The organism is Brevundimonas sp. EYE_349 (genome assembly GCF_023147505.1).
In the GTDB taxonomy this organism is placed as follows: Bacteria; Pseudomonadota; Alphaproteobacteria; order Caulobacterales; family Caulobacteraceae; genus Brevundimonas.
Genome location: NZ_JAHXPB010000003.1, coordinates 98209 through 118671, shown reverse-complemented (window position 1 = coordinate 118671; position 20463 = coordinate 98209). Strand labels below are relative to the sequence as shown.

The following is a 20463-nucleotide window of genomic DNA, read 5'->3' as shown; positions in this document are numbered from 1 at the left end:
ACCTGAAAGCCATTAGGATGCCTGCGTGCGGCGGTCAGCCGTTGCTGGAGGGAGCTTCAATGAAATCCATCGCCTTCGTCGCCGCCGCTTCGGTCCTGCTGGCCCCCGGCGTCAGTTTCGCCCAAAAGGGCGGCGCCAAGCCCGACTTCACCTTGGAGCCCAACTACGGTTCGGTGCGGCTGGAGACCGGGTTCACGCCCGACCCCTGGACCAAGTCGATTCTGGCCGGCGGCTCCATCCCCGCCTCGGCCGCCAAGTCGGGTTGCGAAGGCAAGGTCAGCGCCGCCCCCGACCTGCAACTGAACTACACCGCCGGCGATCTGGACCTAACGATCAGCGCGGCGGCGTCCGAGGACACCACCCTGCTGATCAACACCCCCGGCGGGCGCTGGTACTGCGACGACGACGGCGGCGGCGAGCTGAACCCGCTCGTGACCATTTCGGACCCCGAAAGCGGCCGCTACGACATCTGGCTGGGCACCTATAACGACAGCATGGTTCAATCGACGCTGAAGATCAGCGAACTAGGCGGTTCCGACAGCACGTCCGGCGCCGCGCCGGACATCGACCTGGAGCCCAACTATGGAACGGCCACCCTGCGTGGCGGATTCACGCCCGATCCGTGGACCAAGTCGATCATGGCCGGCGGCTCCGTGCCGGCCTCGGCGGCCAAGGCGGGATGCCAGGGGTCCGTCAGCGCCGCGCCGGACATCCAGATCTTCTTCGAACCGGGCGAGGGGGATCTGACCTTCCGCGTGCGCTCTTCGGAGGACACCACCCTGCTGGTGAACACGCCGAACGGCCGCTTCTATTGTGACGACGACAGCGGCGGCGACCTGGACCCCAAGGTCACCATCACCAATCCCCAGAGCGGTCGCTACGACATCTGGGTCGGCACCTATAACGACAGCATGGTCCAATCCACGCTGGAAGTGTCCGAGTTGGACTGACGCCCGCCAGGCGTCGCAGGCGCGAAAACGCCGGCTGACCTGATCGGTCAGCCGGCGTTTTCCGTTTCAGGCAGGATCAGTTGGAGGCGTTTGTCCAGGCCGGGGGGCAGCCGTCGAAATCGCCGGCGTCCACGATGGTCAGCGTCCGCATATTCAGACGTTGCGCCTGGGTCATCGAGCCGCGGCCGTTGCCGGTGAACAGGTCGACCTTCTGGCCCTTGATCGCGCCGCCCGTGTCGGAAGCATACCAGTAGCCGTCGTGGATGGTGCCATCGGCCAGACGCATGCCTACCGTTTCGCGGATGAACAGCTTGGTGCGGCGCGGAATGACGCGGGGATCGACCGCGACGGTGCGCATGGCGATCGGGCGGCAGCCCAGGGAATCGTTGCCCGTCGCGCCGCCGCCGCCGGCATGATAGAGGCGGGCCGAGGCGCGCCAGTCGGGATCGCTGGCCATCAGTTCGGTCTGTTCGGCGTTCAAGGCCGTTTCGACGGCTTCGGAACTGATCGTTTCGGCAGGGGTTTCAGCCCTGACCTGATCCGCCGCGACTGCGACATTGTAGGGGACAGGCCCGCTCGTCATCGACGATAGGGCGGCCCAAAACATGGCGAGAGCAGCGGACGCGCCGATCATAGGCTTGGCTCAGGAGGCGCCGGCTCCCAACGCCGCCGGCGGGCGTCTTTTCGCGTTAACTTGTGGCGAGAAAGCGGCGAACGCGCCCGATGCGCGGCGCGTTACGATTTGTTTCGTAGTTAACCTTCGAAAAATAAAGAATATTTCAGGCGAGCTGGCGCGTTCGGCATGATCGCCCCAATCCGCTCTCTGACGGCTAGAATCTGAAATTAAGGCCGGCTTGGACGACCGGCAGGACCTTGTATTTGTCGGCCTCGTCCTGAATCTGGCGCTCTTCGTCGTCCAGACGCGCACGGAAGACGAGGTCGTTCGACAGGGTTCCGCCCCGCGCATCCAGATCGACCTTCGGCTTGTCGCCGAACGCCGCGCCGGCCAGAAGGCGAAAGCCCAAGCGGCCGTTCAGGGTGAAGGTGTTGTCGTAGCCGACGCCGATGAAGGGGGCGGTCTTCTCCAGATCGATCCGCCCCGTCAGGGTTCCAACCTGGGCAGGGGTGAAGGTGGCGCCGCCGATGTTCACATTGCCGGTCGGGGTGGCGTCCAGATCGATCTTGCGGCTGCCGAAATAGGCGCCCGCCGACACCAGGAAACCATTCTCGAACGGGTGCAGGTCCACGAAGGCGCCGGGCGACTTGAAGTCGATCTTGGCGTCGTAATCGATGCCCTTGTAGGTCTGGTCGCGATCCCAATCCAGCACGTCATAACCGCCGCGCAGCACCACCCTGGGGCCCAGCGTCCATTGCGCCTGAAGTCCCAGACCGGGCGTCCCGACCTGGGCGCCTACGGCGAACCGGCCCCCCTCGTTGGACTGGGCCTGAACCGCGCACGGGATCAGACAGGCGGCGATGACCAGCGGGGTCAGTCGAAGATGGCGAGACATGACGCGGTTTCCGGGAACTGAAAGAGGGGATTGTCGCCATCCTGCCCGCCGCTCTTGAAGAATGAGTTACGTCGCCTGATCGCGCCGCGCCTCGGCCTCGCGCACCGCTTCGACGGCGCGATCCAACACCTCCAGCCCCGCGCCCGGCCGGATCGCCTCCACCGTCAGGATGCGCCGGAACGCCCGCGCGCCCGGTCGGCCGTGCATCAGCCCCAGCATATGGCGCGTCATCGCCGACAGGGCGACGCCCTCGCCCAAACGCGCGGCCATGTAGGGCCGATAGCGCTCCACCGCCTGGAAGGCGTCGATATCGGCGACGGCCTCTCCGAACAGGCGCCGATCCGCCTGACCCAGGATGGCCGGCTCGTGATAGGCCGCGCGCCCCAGCATGACGCCGTCCAGCCGCACCCCGTCTTCCTCGGCCAGCAACCTCTCGGCGGCGCCCAGCGACGCGATCCCGCCGTTGATCGACACGTTCAGATGCGGCCGCTCGCGCTTCAACCGACGCACCAGCCCATAGTCCAGCGGCGGCACGTCGCGGTTCTCCTTGGGTGACAGACCTTTCAGCCAGGCCTTGCGCGCATGGACGATGAAGACCGCGATCCCGACGGCGGCGCAGGCGTCCACCGTGGCGAACAAGCTGACCTCGGGGTCCTGATCGTCCACCCCGATGCGGCATTTGACGGTGGCGGGCACGGCGACGGCCTCGCGGATCGCGGCCATGCAGTCGGCGACCAGTTCGGGTTCGCGCATCAGACACGCGCCGAACCGACCCGACTGCACCCGGTCGGACGGGCAGCCGACGTTCAGATTGATCTCGTCATAGCCGAACGCCTCGCCGATCCTGGCCGCCTCGGCCAACTGCGCCGGATCGGACCCGCCCAGTTGCAGCGCCACCGGATGCTCGACCACGTCGAACCCCAGCAACCGCTCGCGATCCCCATGCACCACCGCCGGCGCCGTCACCATCTCCGTATAAAGCAACGCCCGCCCCGTCAGCGCCCGATGAAACGCCCGGCAATGCCGGTCGGTCCAGTCCATCATCGGGGCGACGGAGAGTGTGCGTGCCTGGTCTATCGACATTGTTCCGTAGGGTCAGAGGGGATGGCGTCAGGCCACGCCATTACGCGCTTTTCCGAAGATAATCGCCCCTCTGCGACAACTCACTGGGCCCTTCTGCACCCGTAGCATGGCTTCGATCCGCGGCCAAAAGTCTGTCGGTGGCGCGCCCCCGTTTGGTGTAATGGGCATGTTGCGAGCGAGAACTTCCTGCGGTTCGACAATGCCAAGGCATGGGCGGTCACGCTGGCCGCGAGGAGAGCGGCGCCATTGCGCGTTCTGAGCGTTTTGGGGGGATGACACGGTCTTCGTCCTATCCCGCCACCCCGGACGGTCGGTATTTCGTGGTGCGGGGCCGCCTCTGGCGATGCGCCGATCCCGGTCTATCGGCGCGGGAACGAGACCGCCTCGTCCGCGAGTTGATGGCGGCGCGCCGGGCGGTGCGCTCGGCCGGGGTGAGCGGGGACGCGGACGCGCTGGCCACGGCGCGGCGCGCGGTCGACAAGGCCAAGGTCGGTTTAGGCGAACGGGGACCGGTCTGGTGGGCCGACGGCTCGCCCGATTTCAACCGCCACATGGCGCTGAACACCCCCTATGCAGACTGGTTCGAAGATTTGGGCGATACGCGCGAATGACGGCAGGGCTGAACCGCTTCGTCGAGGCGCAAGACCCGGTGTTCGAGCGGGCGATGGCCGAGCTCGCCGCCGGTCGCAAGGCGGGCCATTGGATGTGGTTCATCTTTCCGCAAGCCCGATCTTTAGGGCGGTCTTCGACTGCCGCCTTCTATGGGATCACATCTTTTGCTGAGGCGCAGGCCTATATGGCGGATCCCGTCTTGAGCGAGCGGCTGCGCCGCGCCGCCCAGACAGCGACAACGGCGCCGGCGGCGTCGTTGCGCCAGCTCTTCGGATCGCCGGATGATCTCAAGTTTCGGTCGTCGATGACGCTCTTCGCCGCCGTGGCGATCAACCCGACCGTGTTTGAGGCGGCGCTCACACGCTGGGCTCTGTCGCCTGATCCGCTGACATCGACTCTCGTGGCGGCCGCCCGGATCGGGCCGGATCGCCTTTGAACAGGAGTTGGCGTTCCGGGCGTTTCGTCGTCGTTGCGCAGTTCAGGCGTCGGCGATGACCCTTGCGCCCTCAGGATGCGCTCGATGCTGGATCCTGACGGCCATAGCCGTATTGTGTGGGGGCGGCGCTGGACGGTCGACCGACAACTCCAGCCTCGACGAGGCCGGGAGCGAAACCGCACACAGGAACGAACGGCCCCGCATCGACTTTGAAACCCAGGCGTAACGCCATGGACCGATCCGAGGGGGATCGGGTTGTCGGTCACGGACGGCATTGATGCGCATCGGCGTTATCGCCCATCTCAAATATCCGATCGCCGAGCCGTTTGCGGGCGGCCTTGAAATGCACACCCATCTCCTCTGTCAGCAACTTCGCAAGAAGGGTCATGCGGTCACGCTGTTTGCGGCGACGCATTCCAACCCGGAGCTGGGTCTTGAAGCCGTCTGCGATCAGACGGAAATCTCGAAGGTCGGCACCGCCGAGGCGAGCGATGTCGCCTTCTTCAAGGAGCATCACGCCTATCTCTCCCTGATGGGCCGACTTCGGCGCAGTGCGTTCGACATAATCCATAACAACAGCCTGCATTATCTCCCGGTCTCGATGGCCGAGACCCTGCCGATGCCCATGGTCACCACGCTGCATACGCCCCCCTTTTGCTGGCTGGAGAGCGGTATTCGCGAGGCGCGCGCGCCGATGGCCAGGTTCGTCAGCGTTTCGGAAGCCATGCGTCGGCAATGGAGCCATGTCCGCGCCATCGACCGGGTCATTCCCAATGGGATCGATTTGCAGCGCTTCGCCTGGGGCGACCGCATCGACGACCCGCCCCATCTGATCTGGTTCGGCAGGATCGTCCCGGAAAAAGGGCTTCATCTGGGGCTCGACGCCGCCGCGCGCGCCGGAATTCCCCTCCGGTTCGCAGGGCCCATCCTGGACGAGACCTATTTCGCCACCGAGATTGCGCCGCGGTTGACGTCGAACACCCTCTATCTGGGTCACCTGGACCACGACGCCTTGTCGCAAGAGATCGGAAAGGCCGCCGCCTTCGTCTGCACCCCTCTTTGGGATGAACCCTATGGGCTGGTGGTGGCGGAGGCCTTGGCGTGCGGCACACCCGTCGCCGCCTTCGCTCGTGGGGCCATTCCCGACATCCTCACAAAGGACTGCGGCGCCTTGGCCCGACCCGACGACGTTGAGGACTTGGCGCGCGCGATCGTGGAGGCCATCAGTCTTTCACGGTCGGCCTGTCGCGCCAGGGCGGAAGCGGCCTGCGACATGGGGCGCATGGTCGACGCCTACGAGCAGCTCTATGTCGAGCTTGTCGAGATGCACCACGCCTCGGCCGTGCGCGCCAATGACGCCGTTGAGGACCGCTTGATCGCATGACGTCGTCTTTGCGTTTTTGCGTTTGCGTGCCCGCCCGAAACGAAAAGCAGCGTCTTCCCGTCCTGCTGGCGGCGCTTGCGGCCCAGGATTATCGCGGGCCCATACCCGTCGCCGTCTGCATCAATAACTCCACCGATGGTTCGGTCGAGGTCGTGCAGGAGGCGGCTGACCGCTGGCGGGAGCGGCTGGACGTCCGCGTCGAGGTGGAATGGTTCGCGCCCCATCGCGCCCACGCCGGCGCCGCGCGGCGCGCGGCCATGGGCGCCGGTCTTGCGCGTTTGGGATCGGCGCCGGGCGGGGTTCTCATCTCGACGGACGCCGACGCCCGCCCGCCGCGGACCTGGTTATCGGCCAATCTCGCCGCCCTCTCCACGGGCGCGGACATGGTCGGCGGACGGCTGGTGATCGACGAGGCTGAAGACCTCCCGCGATCGATGGTCGCCTTGCAGCAGGTATGGGACGCCTATTGGGCCGCCGTCCGCGCCATCGAGGACGATCTTGACCCGTCGCCACACGATCCGTCGCCACGCCATGGCGACCATACCGGCGCTAGCCTCGCCATCACCGCCGAGGCCTATCGGCAAGCTGGTGGCGTGCCGGAGCTGCCGACGGGGGAGGATAGGGGGCTTGTGATCGCGGCCCAGGCCAAGGGCGCACGGCTTGTCCATCCCCTCTCGGTCTGGACGCGGGTCTCGCCCCGCCTTACGGGGCGCGCCGCCGGCGGCATGGCTGAGCACATGGCGCGCCTCTTCGTCCAGGCGCGCGACGGCGATCCGATCCTGGCGCCGGACTTCCGACACTGGCGGCGGAGGGCGGTCTGGCGACGCGCGCAACGCGCCCGCGCCGGCGGCGATCAGGGGTTGTCCCTTCTCGAGGCCCAGTTGGAGCCGATGCCGCTCGATCTGAATCTGCGGTCCTGGGCCGACTGCGCCGACCTAGGCCAGCGTCATGCAGGCGCCGCATGAGCGATTTGATCGGCTATTACGTGCATCATCAGGGCGACGGGCATCGCCAGCGGGCGCTCGAGATCGCATCCGCTGCGCCGGAGCGGTTCGTCCTGCTCGGCACCGGATTGACGGGGCGCACACCGGGCGTCGCCAGCGTCGATCTGGACGATGATCGACCTGATGCGGACGACGCCTTCTCGGGCCGAGACGATGCGCTGGCGAGACCTGACGCCCTCCATTATGCGCCCTATCACCACCCAGGCGTCCGGGCGCGGGCGGCCCGTTTCGCCGACTGGATCGCCCGAACGTCGCCGGCGCTGGTCGTGATCGATGTTTCGGTGGAGATGGCGATGTTGGCGAGGCTCTGCTCCACGCCCGTCGTCTATGTCCGGCTGTCGGGCGATCGGTCGGACCCCGCCCACCTCGACGCCTTTCGGGGCGCGGCGGCTCTGCTCGCGCCTTTCCACGAGACCCTGGACAGCCTCGCGCCGGACTGGGTTCGACAAAAGACGCATTATGTCGCGCCCCGTGACGCCTCCCGTCGCCGCCGAGGCTCAGGCGTTCTGGTCGTCCATGGCCGCGGAGGGCGGCCGCTGGACGGGGCGCGGCTGGTCGAGGCCGCCGCCATGACGCCCGACCGGCTCTGGACGGGCATCGGCCCCATCACCTCTCCGCCTGTCCTTCCGCCGAACCTCCAGCTTCGCGGCTGGATCGAAAGCGTGGCCGAGGAGATGGACAAGGTCGAGATCGTGGTGGGCGCGGCGGGCGATGGTCTGGTGAATGCGGTGATCGCGGCCGACAAGCCGTTCATCTGCCTGCCTGAGCCGCGCGCCTATGGCGAGCAGATGACCAAGGCCGCCGCCCTGGCGCGCGCCGGGGCGGCGGTCGTGCTCGACCACTGGCCGGAGGCGTCCCGATGGCCGGCGATCCTCGAGGGCAGTCTGGCCCTGCGCGCGTCCGACCGCCAGGCCGTCACTGGCGAGGGGTTGAAGGCGGCAGGCGAATGGCTGCTCGGCCTTGCATCGAAAATGCGAGGCCGCGCGTGAGCCACCTGACCAAGGCCGCCGGGAAGGCGCCGCTGATCGACCTTGAACGTCGGCTTGCCGATCTTGGCGCGCGTTACGACGCTTCGCCGCACTATCCCATCGAGAGCATGACCCTGCTCGCGCGTCAGGGCTGGGGCCGACGTTTCGCGCCGGTGGAAAGCGGCGGGACGGTCTACGACGGACCGGCCGGCAGGGCGCTCGCCCTGATGGACGCCTTACGATGCGTCGGGCGGGCCGATCTCAGCGTAGGGCGACTATTCGAAGGCCATGTGAACGCCCTGGCGCTGTTCGATTGGTATGGCGATACGCGCCAGAAGGCCTGGCTCGGCGCCGTTCTGGCTCAGGGCGGTTGGTTCGGCGTCTGGGCGACGGAGCCGCCGCCCGGCGTTCGTCTCATCGGCGATCGTCTGCACGGCGCCAAGATGTTCGCAACGGGCGCGGGCGGTTTGCGCCATGCCGTCGTCACCGCCCAACCCGAGCAGGGCGCTCGTCAACTGATCATCGTGCCGGCTGACGAGGCGGAGCGCGCCGACCTGAGCGGCTGGCGCGTGCGCGGCATGCGCGCGACGACCAGCGGGCGCTATGATCTGACAGGGTTGGAGATCGAGCCCGAACAGCGGCTGGGGCGTGCGGGCGATTATGATCGCGAGCCGCGCTTCACGGCCGGTGCATGGCGCTTCACGGCGGTGCAGCTGGGAGGAATCGAAGGCCTGGTCCTGGCTCTGCGCGAGGCCCTGTCCGAGGCTGCGCGGGGCGATCCGATCCAGCGCGCGCGGTTCGCCGATGCGGTCGTGGCCGCGCGAACGGCTTGGCTTTGGGTGCGCGAAGCCGCAATGCGGGCGGCGTCCGAAGCGCCGGACGCCGAGGATTTCGCACGCGCCACGCGGGGCGTCGTGGAACGCAGCGCCCTGGATGTCATGGAGTTGGCGGCGCGGGCGGTGGGGACGCGCAGCGCCTTCGACGGGGAGCGGATCGACAAGATCAGCCGTGATCTGAGCCTCTATCTGAGGCAGGCAGGACCGGACTATGCGAAGGACCAGGCGGGGCGGACCTGGCTGGACCGTGATCTCTGGGGCGAGGGCGACGCCCTATGGTGAGCGCAAAGACCGGTCGGTTGGCGACCCTGGCGCTGGAACGCTCGCCTTGGCGATCCGCGCGTTGGCTGGTCATCGCGCCGCACGCCGACGATGAGACGCTGGGCGCTGGCGCTCTGATCCATCAAGTCGCCGAGACTGGACGCCTGGCGGGGGTCGTGGTCCTCACCGACGGCGCTGGCTCGCACGATCACCCCGACGCGGCCTCGCGCGCACGGTTGGTCCGGCTTCGACGCCTGGAGGCGGGGCGCGCCGTCCGACGCCTGGCGGGGTCGGCGGCCGCGTCGCCGGTCTTTCTGGATTGGATGGACGCCCATCCTGCCCCGCCCGGCAGTCCGATGTTCGAGGCCGCTGCGCGTCGCCTCGCCACGCTGTGCCGTGATCGGCGCGTGGATGCGATCGCCGTCACAGGGCCGGACGACCCGCATTGTGATCATCAGGCGGCGGCCGGGCTCACGCGCCACGCGGCGGGGATGGCCCGTCGGCCTGTGGCGGTGTTCGACTATGCGGTATGGGGGGCGGCTTCGTCCGGGGCGAAGGTGCGGATCACGACGCGACCTTTGAGCGCCGGCCTCAGGGCCTATGCCTTGTCGGCCCATCAAAGCCAGCTGACGCCGAAGTTCGGCAGAGGGTTCCGCCTCGACCGGGCTGGGCGTCTGCGCGCCGCCTCCGACACCCTGTATCGGCGCGACGCCTATGGCTGAACGCTCGCTCCCCCCGGCCTATTTCGAGGATATCTTCGCCGGCGACGCCGATCCATGGGATCTGGCCTCCAGCCCCTATGAGGCGGCCAAGTTCGACCGCACGATCGCCGCGCTGTCTTCGCGGCGGGCCGCTTGCGCCCTGGAGGTGGGCTGCGCGGGCGGCGTCCTGACTGAACGGCTCAGCGTGATCTGCGATCATCTGGTGGCGATCGATGTCAGCCCGACCGCGCTTTCGCGGGCGCGACAGCGTCTGTCGGAACGGCCGAATGTCCGGTTCGAGACCGCCGCCTTTCCCCGCGATTGCCCGGTTCTTGAAGGTCTGGATCTCGTCGTCCTGTCCGAGGTGGCCTACTACTGGAGCGACGCCGACCTCGACCTGGCGGCGCGCCGCATCGCCCAGGTCCTAGTTGGGGGCGGGCGCCTCCTTCTCGTCCACTGGACCGGCGACACGGACTATCCCCAAACCGCCGATGCGGCCGTCGAGCGGCTCTGGATTGGATTGTCTGACATGATGACGGTGGATGTCGCCGAGCGACATCCGAACTATCGGCTGGATCTCTGGAGCCGCCAATGACGACGCTGTCCGCCCTGACGCTCGTGCGCAACCGGCAGGCGCACCTGGACCGGCTGGTCGAGGGGCTGAGCCTGAGCGCGTCGCCGCCCGACGAACTGATCGTGATCGACATGAGCGACGCGCCCGTGACCCTGCCGCTGCTGGACTTCCCGGTCTCGGTCAAACGCCTGCCCGGCGGGGTCTTGCCCCTGGCCGCCGCGCGCAATCTCGCCGCCGCCTCGGCCGCAGGCGACGTCCTCCTGTTCCTGGATGTGGATTGCATCGTGTCGTCGGCGGTCTGCGGCCGGATGAAGGCCTTGCTCGCCGATCACGACGCCGTCGTCTGTCCGGAGGTGCTCTATCTTCCCGCCGACGCCATCCCGCCCGGGCCGCTCTCGACCACGGAGCTGAAGACGGCCGGGCGTCCCCACCCTGTGCGGCCTTTCCCGCAGGATGGCGAACGACTGGAGTGCAATCCCGGCCTGTTCTGGTCGCTGGCCTTCGCGCTCCGTCGCTCGACCTTTCATAGGATTGGCGGCTTCGACGAGGCCTATGTCGGCTACGGGGCCGAGGACACCGACCTGGGCTTTCGCATCGCGCGAGACGGCCTGCCGCTCCTCTTCGCCGGCGGCGCGCCGGTCTTCCACCAGCATCACGAGGGCTATGATCCGCCTCTGCAGCACTTCCAGGCCCTGATCGCCAACGCCAACCGCTTTCACGCTAAGTGGTCGATCTGGCCGATGGACGGCTGGCTACGCGCGATGGCGGAACGTGGCCTGATCGATTGGTCATCGGACCGATTGACGATCCGTCGCGCGCCTACCCCGCACGAGATCGCCGCCGCGCGCAAAGGTCCTGCGGATCCCTTCTGATGCGCCTCGGGCGCGCGCGGTCGCGATTGCTGGGACGGGCGTACGGAAGCGGGCGCAACCCCGGCCGATCCTTGGTGTTGAGCCAGGATGATCGCCTCACCCGACATCCCCGACATGACCGCCACGGGCCAACAGGTTCTGGTCGAGGGGCCAGTGCCTCGCCCCGACGATCGGAAGGATTGGAAGATGCCGGCGTCGGCCGTTGCAGCCGCACTGGCGCAAAGGGAGACGACGCCGTTGCAGCCTGTCGTCTTTGTCGCAACGAGCGAACGTCGTGCTGACGAGATCGCGGCCGCGCTCGCCGTCATGGTCGGTGACGCCGAAGTTCTGGTCCTGCCGCCTTGGGATTGCCTGCCCTATGACCGCGCAGCGCCCTCGCGTGAGAGCATGGGCCGGCGAATGGCGGTCTTGGCGGCCTTGGCCGAAACGGGCGACCGTCGGACCTTTCTGATCACCTCTCCGGACGCGGTGGCGCAACGCACCCCGCCGCGTGAACGGATCGACGCCCGCCTGCGTGTGAAGGCCGACGAGACGCTGGATCGCGCGGCGTTCGAGACCTTCCTGCGCGATGCGGGCTACGCGGCGGACGAGCGCGTGGATGAGCCCGGCGAATATGCGGTGCTGGGCGCGGTGATCGATGTCTTCCCGCCCGCCTCGGCCCAACCCTATCGCCTGACCCTCGATGAGGCGGACCGGATCATCGAGATCCACGCCTTCGATCCCGTGTCGCAGCGTCGAGAGGCGGAGACCGCGACGCTCTGTCTGACGCCAGCCTCCGAATGGGGGCCAGGCGCGGGTGCGCGCGACGACCACGACGATCCCGATGCGAGGGCGTCGCGGGACGGGGCGCGCGCGACGACGGTGTTCGATTTCCTCGCCGACCCGGCGATCCTGACCGACATCGGTCTGGATGATCGGTTCGCACGCCTAGGCGCGCAGGTGATCGAGGCCTATGACACCCGCCTGCGGTTCAGCGACGGCGCGCCGCCTCTCCAACCCGACCGTGTCTATTTGTCGGACGCCGAGATTGGTCGGGCCTTGAAAGGTGCGACGACCTTGGCCGTCGAGACCTTCGCGTCGGCGCCCGTCTTCGCCTTGGAGCGAGCGCCAGGGCGGGCGCTGAAACGCTTTATCGCCGACCGGTGTGACGCGGGCGATCGCGTGGTCCTGACGGGATTAGCGCACGAGCACCGAAGTCTCGCGCGGTTGCTTCGCCGCCAGGGCGTCGAGGCGCCCGTGGCCCTGGAGGACTGGGACGCGATCGCGTCGCTCGCGCCGGGGCGGATCGGCCTTGTTGTCGCTGACCTGGACACCGGCTTTCAACAGCGGGAAGCCGGTCTCGTCGTCGTGACCCCGTCGGACATCTTCGGCGGCCGGATCGCGCGCGGATCTTCCGGTTCCGTCGACGCTTTCGGGGACACTGAACTTCGGCTGGGCGATGTGGTCATTCATGAAGACCACGGCCTTGGCGTGCTGAAGGCGCTGGAATGCGTCACCGCCGACGGGATGGAGCGCGACGTCTTGCGCATCGAGTATCACGGCGGGGGCGCAGTCCTCGCGCCGATCGAGGAGTTCGGCAAGATTTGGCGTTACGGCTCGGAGCCGGACGCGGTGTCGCTGGATCGGCTGAACACCGAAGGCTGGCTCAAGCGTCGCGCCAAGGTTAGCGCCCAGATCGACGAGGCCGCGGCGGCCCTGTCCGCCCGGGCCGAGGCGCGCGCGGCCTTGAGGACGGAGCCCATCGCGCCGCCACGTCAAGCGCTCGCGCGCTTCGCCGCCGGCTTCGCCTTTCCCGAAACGCCAGATCAGGCGCAGGCGATCGAGGCGGTTCTGGCCGATCTCGGCTCGGGCAAGCCCATGAACCGGCTTGTCTGTGGCGACGTCGGTTTCGGCAAGACCGAAGTCGCCTTGCGCGCTGCGGCGGCCGTGGCCCTTGCCGGAAAGCAGGTCATGGTGGTCGCGCCGACGACGGTGCTGGCGCGTCAGCATTTCGAGGTCTTCAGGAAGCGTTTTAAGGACCAGGACATCCAGATCGGACATCTGTCGCGGGCTGCGGACGCTGCAGAGGCGAAGGCGGTCAAGACGGGGCTGGCGGACGGGTCCATGCGGATCGTGGTCGGCACCCAGGCCTTGGCGTCGGATGCGCTGGAGGTCCAGGAACTCGGGCTGGTCATCATCGACGAGGAGCACCGTTTCGGCGCCCAGATGAAGGCGGACCTGGCGCGAAAGGCGCCGCATCTGCTGTCGATGTCGGCCACGCCGATCCCGAGGACCCTGCAGGGCGCCCTGGTCGGAATCCAGGACGTCAGCCTTATCGCCAGCCCGCCCGCCCGCCGTCGCCCGATCCGAACCTTCATGACCCCGTTCGACGCGGGCGCGGTGCGCCTGTCGCTGATGCGGGAGAAGGCGCGCGGCGGACAGAGTTTCGTCGTCGTGCCGAGAATTGACGACATCGAACCCCTGGCGCAACGTCTGAGAACCCTGACGCCCGAACTATCGGTGGTGTCGGCGCACGGCGACCTGGGGGCCGCTGAAATCGACAATGTCATGAGCCGCTTCTCCGACGGGGAGGGGGACGTGCTTCTGGCGACGAACATCATCGAAACCGGCCTCGACGTGCCACGCGCCAATACGATGCTGATCTGGCGGCCGGACCGCTTCGGCCTGGCCCAGCTTCATCAGCTTCGTGGCCGTGTCGGACGAGGGCGGCGACAGGGTTTCACCTATCTGCTTTCGGATCCCGATGCGCCGATGGCGCCGACGACGGAAGCCCGTCTGCAGACCTTGGAAGCCCTCGATCGGTTAGGGGCCGGGTTTGCGATCAGCGGACGCGATCTGGACCTGCGCGGCGGCGGCGATCTGGTGGGCGAAGAACAGGCTGGACACGTCAGGCTGATCGGCTCGGCCCTCTATCAGTCTGTTCTGGCGCGCGCGCTCGCTGCGGCGAAAGGCGACCGCGGCCCCGATCAGGCGGCTCCCAGCCTGAACGTCGGCGCGACCGGGGGCTTCCCAGCGGACTACATCCCCGACGCGACCGTTCGCATCAATCTGTACGCCCGACTGGCGCGCGCAGGAACGGCCGAGGACGTCGACGCCTTGCGAGACGAGGCGGAGGATCGGTTCGGCCCGCTTCCAGACCCTGCGGAGGATCTGTTCGCCTCCCGCCGCCTCGCGGCGCTGGCCCGAGACGCCGGCGTCACCGAGATCGTGTCGGGTCCGAAGGCGACGGCGTTGCGGATTGCTGAAGCGCGCCGACGCGATATGGAGACGGCCTTTCCCGCGCGCGATGACCGGCGCTGGTCCGACGGCCGTCTCATCGTGGAGGCCGCCAACGACCGACCCCATGATGCGGTTTTCATTGAACGGCTTCTGACCGAACTCGCGGCGGCCTGAGGACCAGACGCCTTGCATCCGATTTTGACGTCCGAGGTCGGTTTTGTCGGGAGCCATTGCGACGCTGGCGCGCTGATCGACCGCACCCGATTGCGGTGGTCAGGAGAATGTCCATGAGCCCCAAAGGTCGGATCAAGGAAGCCGCGGGCTTTCTGAGAGAAGAACTGGACGAACAGGGCGACAGCGCCGAAGCGCAGCGCAAGGTCCCGGCAGGTCGCGATCTGCGAAATGAGGCTCGTATCGAGGACGGCAAGGCGCCGAAAACGAGCGAGCCAGGCGCCGGTCATCGCAAAAACTAACCGCACGAACCGCCCGCCGATCCACGGCGCGCGGTGTCGTGTCTTCGCTCTCGAAAAGCCGTCTCAATGCGCCCAGACCCTCGCACCACTATCGTATTCCTCCATTCGTTGGGTGCAAGCCGTCGCGAATGGGACGACGTCATCGGCCGGCTCTCCGATGAAATGCAGACGGTCGCGATGGATATTCCGGGGTTCGGCGACCGAGCAGCGGAAGGCTATTGCGATGTGCAGGTCGTGCTCGACGATCTTTGCCGCCGTCTGACCGATCTCGATCTCGCGCGCTGGGTCATCGTCGGCCACAGCATGGGCGGCAAGTTCGCGACCCTGATTGCGGCGCGCGCGCGCGACGGGGCGGCAGGTTTAAGCGGGCTGCTTGGCGTGGCGCTTGTCGCCGGTTCGCCGCCGTCCTCGGAGCCGATGGACGAGGATCGGCGCGCCGACATGCTGACTTGGTTCGACGATCCAACAGAACTGGAGGGCAGGGGGCGCCGGTTCATCGAGGCCAATACCGCCAAGGGCCTGCCGCAAAACGCCTTTCAACAGGCGCTCACAGATTTTCGCCGGACGTCGGCCGACGCCTGGCGGGGATGGCTGGCCTACGGATCGCGCGAGGATTGGTCCGCCCAGGCCGGCGTCATTCCTTTGCCTGCCCTCATCATCGCCGGCGCGGAGGACGGGGATCTGGGCGAGGCGGCGCAGCGCCGGTGCAATGCGCTGCATTTCGGTTGGCCCCAAGTGGTGGTCGTGCCGAAGGCGGCGCACCTGATCCCCCAGGAACAGCCGGAGCGTCTCGCCGACCTGATCCGAGACTTCACCGAGATGGCCGGCGCGACCGCGCAATCCGGCCCTGACCCTGATGGCCGTGGCCCTGCGCACGGCCGATCACTTCCTTGAACGTCAACAAACAGGAGAGTTTTAATGGACCTCGGGATCAAGGGGCGTGTCGCCCTGATTTCCGGCGCCGATTCCGGCATGGGCAAGGAGACGGCGCGGCTGCTGCTGGAAGCCGGCGTGCGGGTCGCGCTGACCGACAAGCCGGACGGGACGCTGGACGAGGCCGTCCGAGAGCTTTCCGCCTTGGGCGAGTGCATCGGCGTGACCGGCGACGTGACCAAGGCTGACGATGTCGAACGGCTTTGGGCGGAGGTCAGAGACCGCCTGGGCGATCCAGACATCTATGTGAACGCAGCAGGCGTGACGGGCGCGACCGGCGACTTCCTGGACGTTGATGACGCCGGTTGGCAGGAGACGCTCGACATCAATCTGATGGGCGCGGTGCGGATGTGCCGCCAGGCCATTCCGGCGATGCGTCGCGCGGGCTGGGGACGTATCGTCCTGTTCGCCTCGGAGGATGCGGTTCAGCCCTACGTCGATGAACTGGCCTATTGCGCCTCGAAGGCCGGCATTCTCAGCCTGGCGAAGGGGCTGTCTAAGGCCTACGGCTGCGACAATGTGCTGGTGAACACGGTCTCGCCCGCCTTCATCGCCACGCCGATGACCGACGCCATGATGGAGAAGCGCGCCAAGGAACGGGGCGAAACCTTCGAGGAGGCGATCAAGAGCTTCTTGAAGGAAGAACGCCCCGGCATGACGCTGGATCGCAGAGGCCGGCCGGAAGAGGTTGCGGCGGCCGTTGCGTTCCTGTGTTCGGAGCGGGCCAGCTTCATCAATGGCGCCGGCATTCGAGTGGATTCAGGCTCCGTCGCCACCGTCGCCAGCTAGACGCCGCAGAGACAGCGATTGGCGGCGGGGGCCCCGCCGCCAATGGTTTTTGTCAGGCGACGCCCTTGCCGCCGGTGACGCCGAACACTTCACCGGTGATGTAGCTGCCTTCCTGCGAGGCCAACAGCACATAGACGGGGGCGATCTCGACGGGCTGGCCGGGACGGCCCAGCGGCACCTGTTCGCCGAACTTCATCACCGCCTCCTGCGGCTGCCCGCCGGACGACTGCAGCGGCGTCCAGAACGGACCGGGTGCCACCACATTGGCCCGTACGCCCTTTTCGATCAGCTGGGCGGCGAGCGCCTTGGTGTAGGCGACGATCCCCGCCTTGGTCGTGGCGTAGTCCAGCAGGATGGCCGAGGGCTCATAGGCCTGGATCGAGGCGGTGGTTATGACCGAGGCGCCCGCCGGCAGGTGGGGCGCGGCCGCCTGGGCGATCCAGTGCATGGCGTAGAGGTTGGTCTTCAACGTCTTGTCGAAGTCCTCCGACGTCACCTGCGAGATATCTTCGCGGTATTGCTGACGCCCGGCGTTGATGACCAGAATGTCCAGACCGCCCAGCTCCGATACGGCCTGTTCGACCATTTTCCGGCACCAGGCTTCGTCGGTGATGTCGCCTGGCAGATCGATGGCTTTGCGGCCCTCGGCCTCGATCAGGGCGATCACCTCGGCGGCGTCCTTCTTCTCCGAGGGCAGATAGGACAGCGCGACGTCGGCGCCCTCACGGGCGTAGGCGATGGCCGCCGCCCGGCCGATGCCGCTGTCGGCCCCGGTGATCAGCGCCTTGCGGCCCTTCAGCTTGCCGGCGCCCTGATAGCTGGTTTCGCCGTGATCCGGCTTGGGGTCCATCTCCCGCGCCTCTCCGGGGACGGGCTGAGGCTGGCGGGGGAACGGCGGCTTCGGATATTGCTCGCGCGGGTCCTGCAGGGTCAGGCGATCAGTCATGGAACGTCTCCGTTTCGGGCTGGGGGGAAGAAGTCTGCGCCTGCCCGATGGCGGTCAGGGCGGTCAGATGGGCGAGGTGGCTGAGCCCCTGCGGCATGTTGCCGAGGTAGGCGCCGGTATGCGGGTCGATCATTTCGGTGAGCATGCCCCAACGACCGCCCAGGGCCTGGCGTAGGCCGTCGATGCGCGCCCGCGCCTTGTCCGGCTCGCCCAGGGTCGCCCAAGCTTCGGCGATCCAGAAGGAGCAGGCGATGAAACACCCTTCCTCGTCCTGCATGCCGGTGTAGCGATAGTGGAACACGCCGGCGCCGAGATGGCGGTCTAGCGCCTTAAGGGTCGCGCGAAGCCGGTCCGCGCCGTCGAAGCGGAACCGGACGGCCAGGGCGACGGCGGCGTCCAGCTTCTCGCTGCCGGGATACATGACGAAGGCCTGGAGCTTTTCGGACCAGCAGTGCGTCTCGACCCAGTCGAAGATCCGGTCGCGCTCCCGCCGCCAGCGGTCCCTGCAGGTCGTCGGCAGTTGTCCGCCGTCGGCCAGTTCGACCGCGCGGGCCAGGGCCTGCCAGCAGCTGATCTTGGACATGGTGTAGTGCTGGGTCTCTTCTAATTCCCACATGCCGGCGTCCGGCTGACGCCAGGCGTCCGCGCACTGGTCCGCCAGTTCGGACAACTGTTGGGCGCTGGCGCTGTCCAGAATGTTGCCGCAGCCGACGAAGCGGGACGCCGTCTCGAATATGTCGCCGAACACGCCGTGCTGAGCCTGATCGGCGGCCCGATTGCCCGTGACGACCGGACGCGAGCCCTGATACCCCGGCATGTCCCAGCCGGTCTCCGGCGGCACGAGTGCGCCGTCCAGGCTGTAGCAGACCTTGGCGCCATGGTTCTTCAGCTGCATCAGCAGCCAACTGAAGGCGGCCTTGGCCTCGGCCTGGGCGCCGGCCGCGAGGAAGGCCTCAATCGTGTAGCCCGCATCGCGCAGCCAGGCGTAGCGGTAGTCCCAGTTCTTGTCGCCGCCCAGACGCTCGGGCAGGGAGGTGGTGGCGGCCGCGGCGATGGCGCCCGACGGGGAATAGAGCAGCAGCTTCAACGCCAGGGCGCTGCGGACGAAGTCGTCGCGATACAGGCCGGGGCAGTTCAATCGCGCCGCCCAGTCCCGCCACTCCTGATCAGACAGATCTATGCGGGCGTCGATCTCTTCGATGGAGGGAACGACCAGCGGCTCGTCCCGTCCGGCGACGATGGCCACCGTGCGACGCTCGCCCGCGCCGACGACGATCGTTCCGACAATGCCCTCGTCGGACCAGTCGCACGAGATGCGTGGATCATGCACGAACAGACCAAGCACCCGCTCGACATGGAAGACCGTGTGTTCGCCGATCTTGGAGTGATAGGGATTGGCCGTATCGCCCCGCCGCCCCAGACGCATGTCCAGAGCGAACGTCACCTGACCTTCCAGGCCGTCGATGCGCCGGGCCAGTTCGCACCACGGCAACCGCCCGGCCGTGCCGCTGTTGAGGCTTTCGGTCAGGCGGGCGCGGCCGGCGGCCGTGGTGAATTCCGTTTCCAGCACATTGCTGTCAGACCGATAGCGGCGGGTCGCCGTGAAGGCTTGGGTGGGTGTGATGGAAAACCGCCCGCCGTCAGGATCGAGCAGGCGGTCGAACAGGGGCGGGGCGTCGATCGCCGGCACGCACCACCAATCGATGCCGCCGTCCAGGGCTGACAAGGCCACTGTGCGACCCTCGCCCAAGACGCCGTAATTCTCCAGGGCGGCGTATCCATCGGGCCGTAGCGAGTCTGAGGAACGCGCGGGATGGGGCGTGAAGGGCGTCGCGATCATCGCTTCGAAGACCCGATCGCAAAGCCCGTCGTCAGCGCAAGGCCCGTAAACACGCCGAGCGCCGCGATCTTTAGCGCAGCCGTCTGGCGACTGGATATGAAGCCGATCCACGGCATGATGACCCGTACGGCATCAGGGCCATCAATCGCCGCCGGTCCTTCTTCGGGTTGATCGAGATTGCCCAGGCGAGGAAGTTGGGGCCCGCCCTGCTGCGCGGCGACCATGTCTGCCGCCTTGTGGTCCGCCAGCGCCGGCGCCAGTCGTTGCGCAAGGGCCATCAGCCATGTCGAGCGGCCGACGTAGATCTTGCGGCTCGGGTTCTGCACCGCGGACCAGACCGCGTCCGCGCAGAGGCGGGGATCGAACAGGGGATCGGGGATGATCTGCGCCCGGTCCGTGCGATTACGCGACCACAGCGGCTGGGGCGTGTTGACCGCGGGCAGATAGACAGTGGTCAATGTGACGTTCGAGGAGGCGGCGATCAGTTCGGCCCGGATGGCCTCGGTAAATCCATCGACAGCCGCCTTGGCCCCGCAATAGGCAGCCTGCAGCGGGGCAGGGCGCAACGCCAGGCCTGACGAGATCTGGATTATCGCCCCGTGGTCCTTCGGCCGCATGGCCCGGAGCGCCGCCCGCGTTCCGTAGACCTGCGAAAGATAGGTCGTCTCGGCGACGCGGCGGTAATCAGCGTCGGTCAGATCCTCATCGCGCCCGATGACCGTGGACATGGCGTTGTTGACCCAGACGTCGATGCCGCCAAAGGCTTGCGTCACATCGCGGCCGACCTGCTCGACGAACTCTGGGTTGGAAACATCACCTGCAATGCCAGTGGCGCGGCCGTCCGAGCGTTTCAGCCGTTCGACGGCTTGCGACAGACGCTTGGCCTGTCTGGCGACGACGACGACCTGCCAGCCTGCTTCAGCGAACCGTTCCGCGATCGCCAGACCTATGCCGGCGCTGGCCCCTGTGACGACGATGACCGGCATCGCGATCCCTCTGATCTAACCGTGACTGAAGATTGCGGTCCGGGCCGCATGGGAGGGTCTGACAACGACACGCATCGGGGAAGGT

The 20463-nt window shown here is 67.4% G+C and carries 20 protein-coding genes; 14 read left to right on the top strand and 6 right to left on the bottom strand.

The genetic code is table 11. The features are described from left to right. Positions 1–59 precede the first annotated feature (59 nt). Positions 60–950 (top strand): hypothetical protein, encoded by an 891-nt coding sequence (locus tag KZX42_RS06780; RefSeq protein ID WP_248118283.1) that lies wholly within the window; start codon positions 60–62, stop codon positions 948–950. Positions 951–1026: 76 nt separating this feature from the next. On the opposite strand, the gene KZX42_RS06775 is transcribed toward KZX42_RS06780, so the two are convergent. The 3 genes from KZX42_RS06775 to dusA form a co-directional block, all read right to left on the bottom strand. Next, positions 1027–1533: a 3D domain-containing protein gene (locus KZX42_RS06775; RefSeq protein WP_248118281.1), complete on the bottom strand. Its 507-nt coding sequence runs from the start codon at positions 1531–1533 to the stop codon at positions 1027–1029. Positions 1534–1780: 247 nt separating this feature from the next. Next, positions 1781–2461 (bottom strand): hypothetical protein, encoded by a 681-nt coding sequence (locus KZX42_RS06770; RefSeq protein ID WP_248118279.1) that lies wholly within the window; start codon positions 2459–2461, stop codon positions 1781–1783. A 66-nt stretch (positions 2462–2527) separates the two neighbouring features. Next, positions 2528–3544: a tRNA dihydrouridine(20/20a) synthase DusA gene (dusA, locus tag KZX42_RS06765; protein WP_248118277.1), complete on the bottom strand. Its 1017-nt coding sequence runs from the start codon at positions 3542–3544 to the stop codon at positions 2528–2530. Between the two features lie 272 nt (positions 3545–3816). Between dusA and KZX42_RS06760 the strand changes: the two genes are divergently transcribed. From KZX42_RS06760 to KZX42_RS06700, 13 genes are all read left to right on the top strand, one after another. Further along, on the top strand, positions 3817–4155 hold the full coding sequence (locus tag KZX42_RS06760; RefSeq protein WP_248118275.1) for a hypothetical protein: 339 nt from the start codon (positions 3817–3819) through the stop codon (positions 4153–4155). After that, positions 4152–4592 (top strand): DUF1810 domain-containing protein, encoded by a 441-nt coding sequence (locus tag KZX42_RS06755; RefSeq protein WP_282438845.1) that lies wholly within the window; start codon positions 4152–4154, stop codon positions 4590–4592. The genes KZX42_RS06760 and KZX42_RS06755 overlap by 4 nt, the downstream gene beginning before the upstream one ends. Before the next feature lie 277 nt (positions 4593–4869). Further along, positions 4870–5976 carry a glycosyltransferase gene (locus KZX42_RS06750; RefSeq protein ID WP_292047323.1) on the top strand — a complete coding sequence of 369 codons (1107 nt, stop codon included), beginning with the start codon at positions 4870–4872 and terminating at the stop codon, positions 5974–5976. A gap of 26 nt (positions 5977–6002) precedes the next feature. Next, positions 6003–6941, top strand: a complete 939-nt coding sequence (locus tag KZX42_RS06745) for a glycosyltransferase (protein ID WP_248118273.1) — start codon at positions 6003–6005, stop codon at positions 6939–6941. Beyond that, complete coding sequence (locus tag KZX42_RS06740; protein WP_248118271.1) at positions 6938–7969, top strand: glycosyltransferase; 1032 nt, start codon at positions 6938–6940, stop codon at positions 7967–7969. The genes KZX42_RS06745 and KZX42_RS06740 overlap by 4 nt, the downstream gene beginning before the upstream one ends. Beyond that, positions 7966–9066 (top strand): acyl-CoA dehydrogenase family protein, encoded by a 1101-nt coding sequence (locus KZX42_RS06735; RefSeq protein ID WP_248118269.1) that lies wholly within the window; start codon positions 7966–7968, stop codon positions 9064–9066. Before KZX42_RS06740 ends, KZX42_RS06735 begins: the two co-directional genes overlap by 4 nt. Then, positions 9063–9767 (top strand): PIG-L family deacetylase, encoded by a 705-nt coding sequence (locus tag KZX42_RS06730; RefSeq protein ID WP_248118267.1) that lies wholly within the window; start codon positions 9063–9065, stop codon positions 9765–9767. The genes KZX42_RS06735 and KZX42_RS06730 overlap by 4 nt, the downstream gene beginning before the upstream one ends. Then, positions 9760–10341, top strand: coding sequence for an SAM-dependent methyltransferase (locus tag KZX42_RS06725; protein WP_248118265.1), 582 nt, complete (start codon positions 9760–9762; stop codon positions 10339–10341). Before KZX42_RS06730 ends, KZX42_RS06725 begins: the two co-directional genes overlap by 8 nt. Continuing rightward, the gene (locus KZX42_RS06720) at positions 10338–11192 is read left to right on the top strand and encodes a glycosyltransferase (protein ID WP_248118263.1); all 855 of its coding nucleotides are present in this window, start codon (positions 10338–10340) and stop codon (positions 11190–11192) included. The genes KZX42_RS06725 and KZX42_RS06720 overlap by 4 nt, the downstream gene beginning before the upstream one ends. Before the next feature lie 87 nt (positions 11193–11279). Continuing rightward, positions 11280–14585: a DEAD/DEAH box helicase gene (locus KZX42_RS06715; RefSeq protein WP_248118261.1), complete on the top strand. Its 3306-nt coding sequence runs from the start codon at positions 11280–11282 to the stop codon at positions 14583–14585. Between the two features lie 107 nt (positions 14586–14692). After that, positions 14693–14884: a hypothetical protein gene (locus KZX42_RS06710; protein WP_248118258.1), complete on the top strand. Its 192-nt coding sequence runs from the start codon at positions 14693–14695 to the stop codon at positions 14882–14884. A gap of 66 nt (positions 14885–14950) precedes the next feature. Further along, on the top strand, positions 14951–15778 hold the full coding sequence (locus tag KZX42_RS06705; RefSeq protein WP_248118256.1) for an alpha/beta hydrolase: 828 nt from the start codon (positions 14951–14953) through the stop codon (positions 15776–15778). Positions 15779–15802: 24 nt separating this feature from the next. After that, positions 15803–16606, top strand: a complete 804-nt coding sequence (locus KZX42_RS06700; protein WP_248118254.1) for an SDR family oxidoreductase — start codon at positions 15803–15805, stop codon at positions 16604–16606. Between the two features lie 52 nt (positions 16607–16658). On the opposite strand, the gene KZX42_RS06695 is transcribed toward KZX42_RS06700, so the two are convergent. The 3 genes from KZX42_RS06695 to KZX42_RS06685 are packed head-to-tail and all read right to left on the bottom strand — an operon-like array spanning position 16659 to position 20378. Beyond that, on the bottom strand, positions 16659–17552 hold the full coding sequence (locus KZX42_RS06695; protein ID WP_248118252.1) for an SDR family oxidoreductase: 894 nt from the start codon (positions 17550–17552) through the stop codon (positions 16659–16661). Continuing rightward, entirely contained in the window at positions 17545–19392 is a 1848-nt protein-coding gene (locus KZX42_RS06690; protein WP_248118250.1) for a glycoside hydrolase family 15 protein, read from the bottom strand. Before KZX42_RS06690 ends, KZX42_RS06695 begins: the two co-directional genes overlap by 8 nt. After that, complete coding sequence (locus KZX42_RS06685) at positions 19389–20378, bottom strand: SDR family oxidoreductase (RefSeq protein WP_248118248.1); 990 nt, start codon at positions 20376–20378, stop codon at positions 19389–19391. The genes KZX42_RS06690 and KZX42_RS06685 overlap by 4 nt, the downstream gene beginning before the upstream one ends. Positions 20379–20463 lie beyond the last annotated feature (85 nt).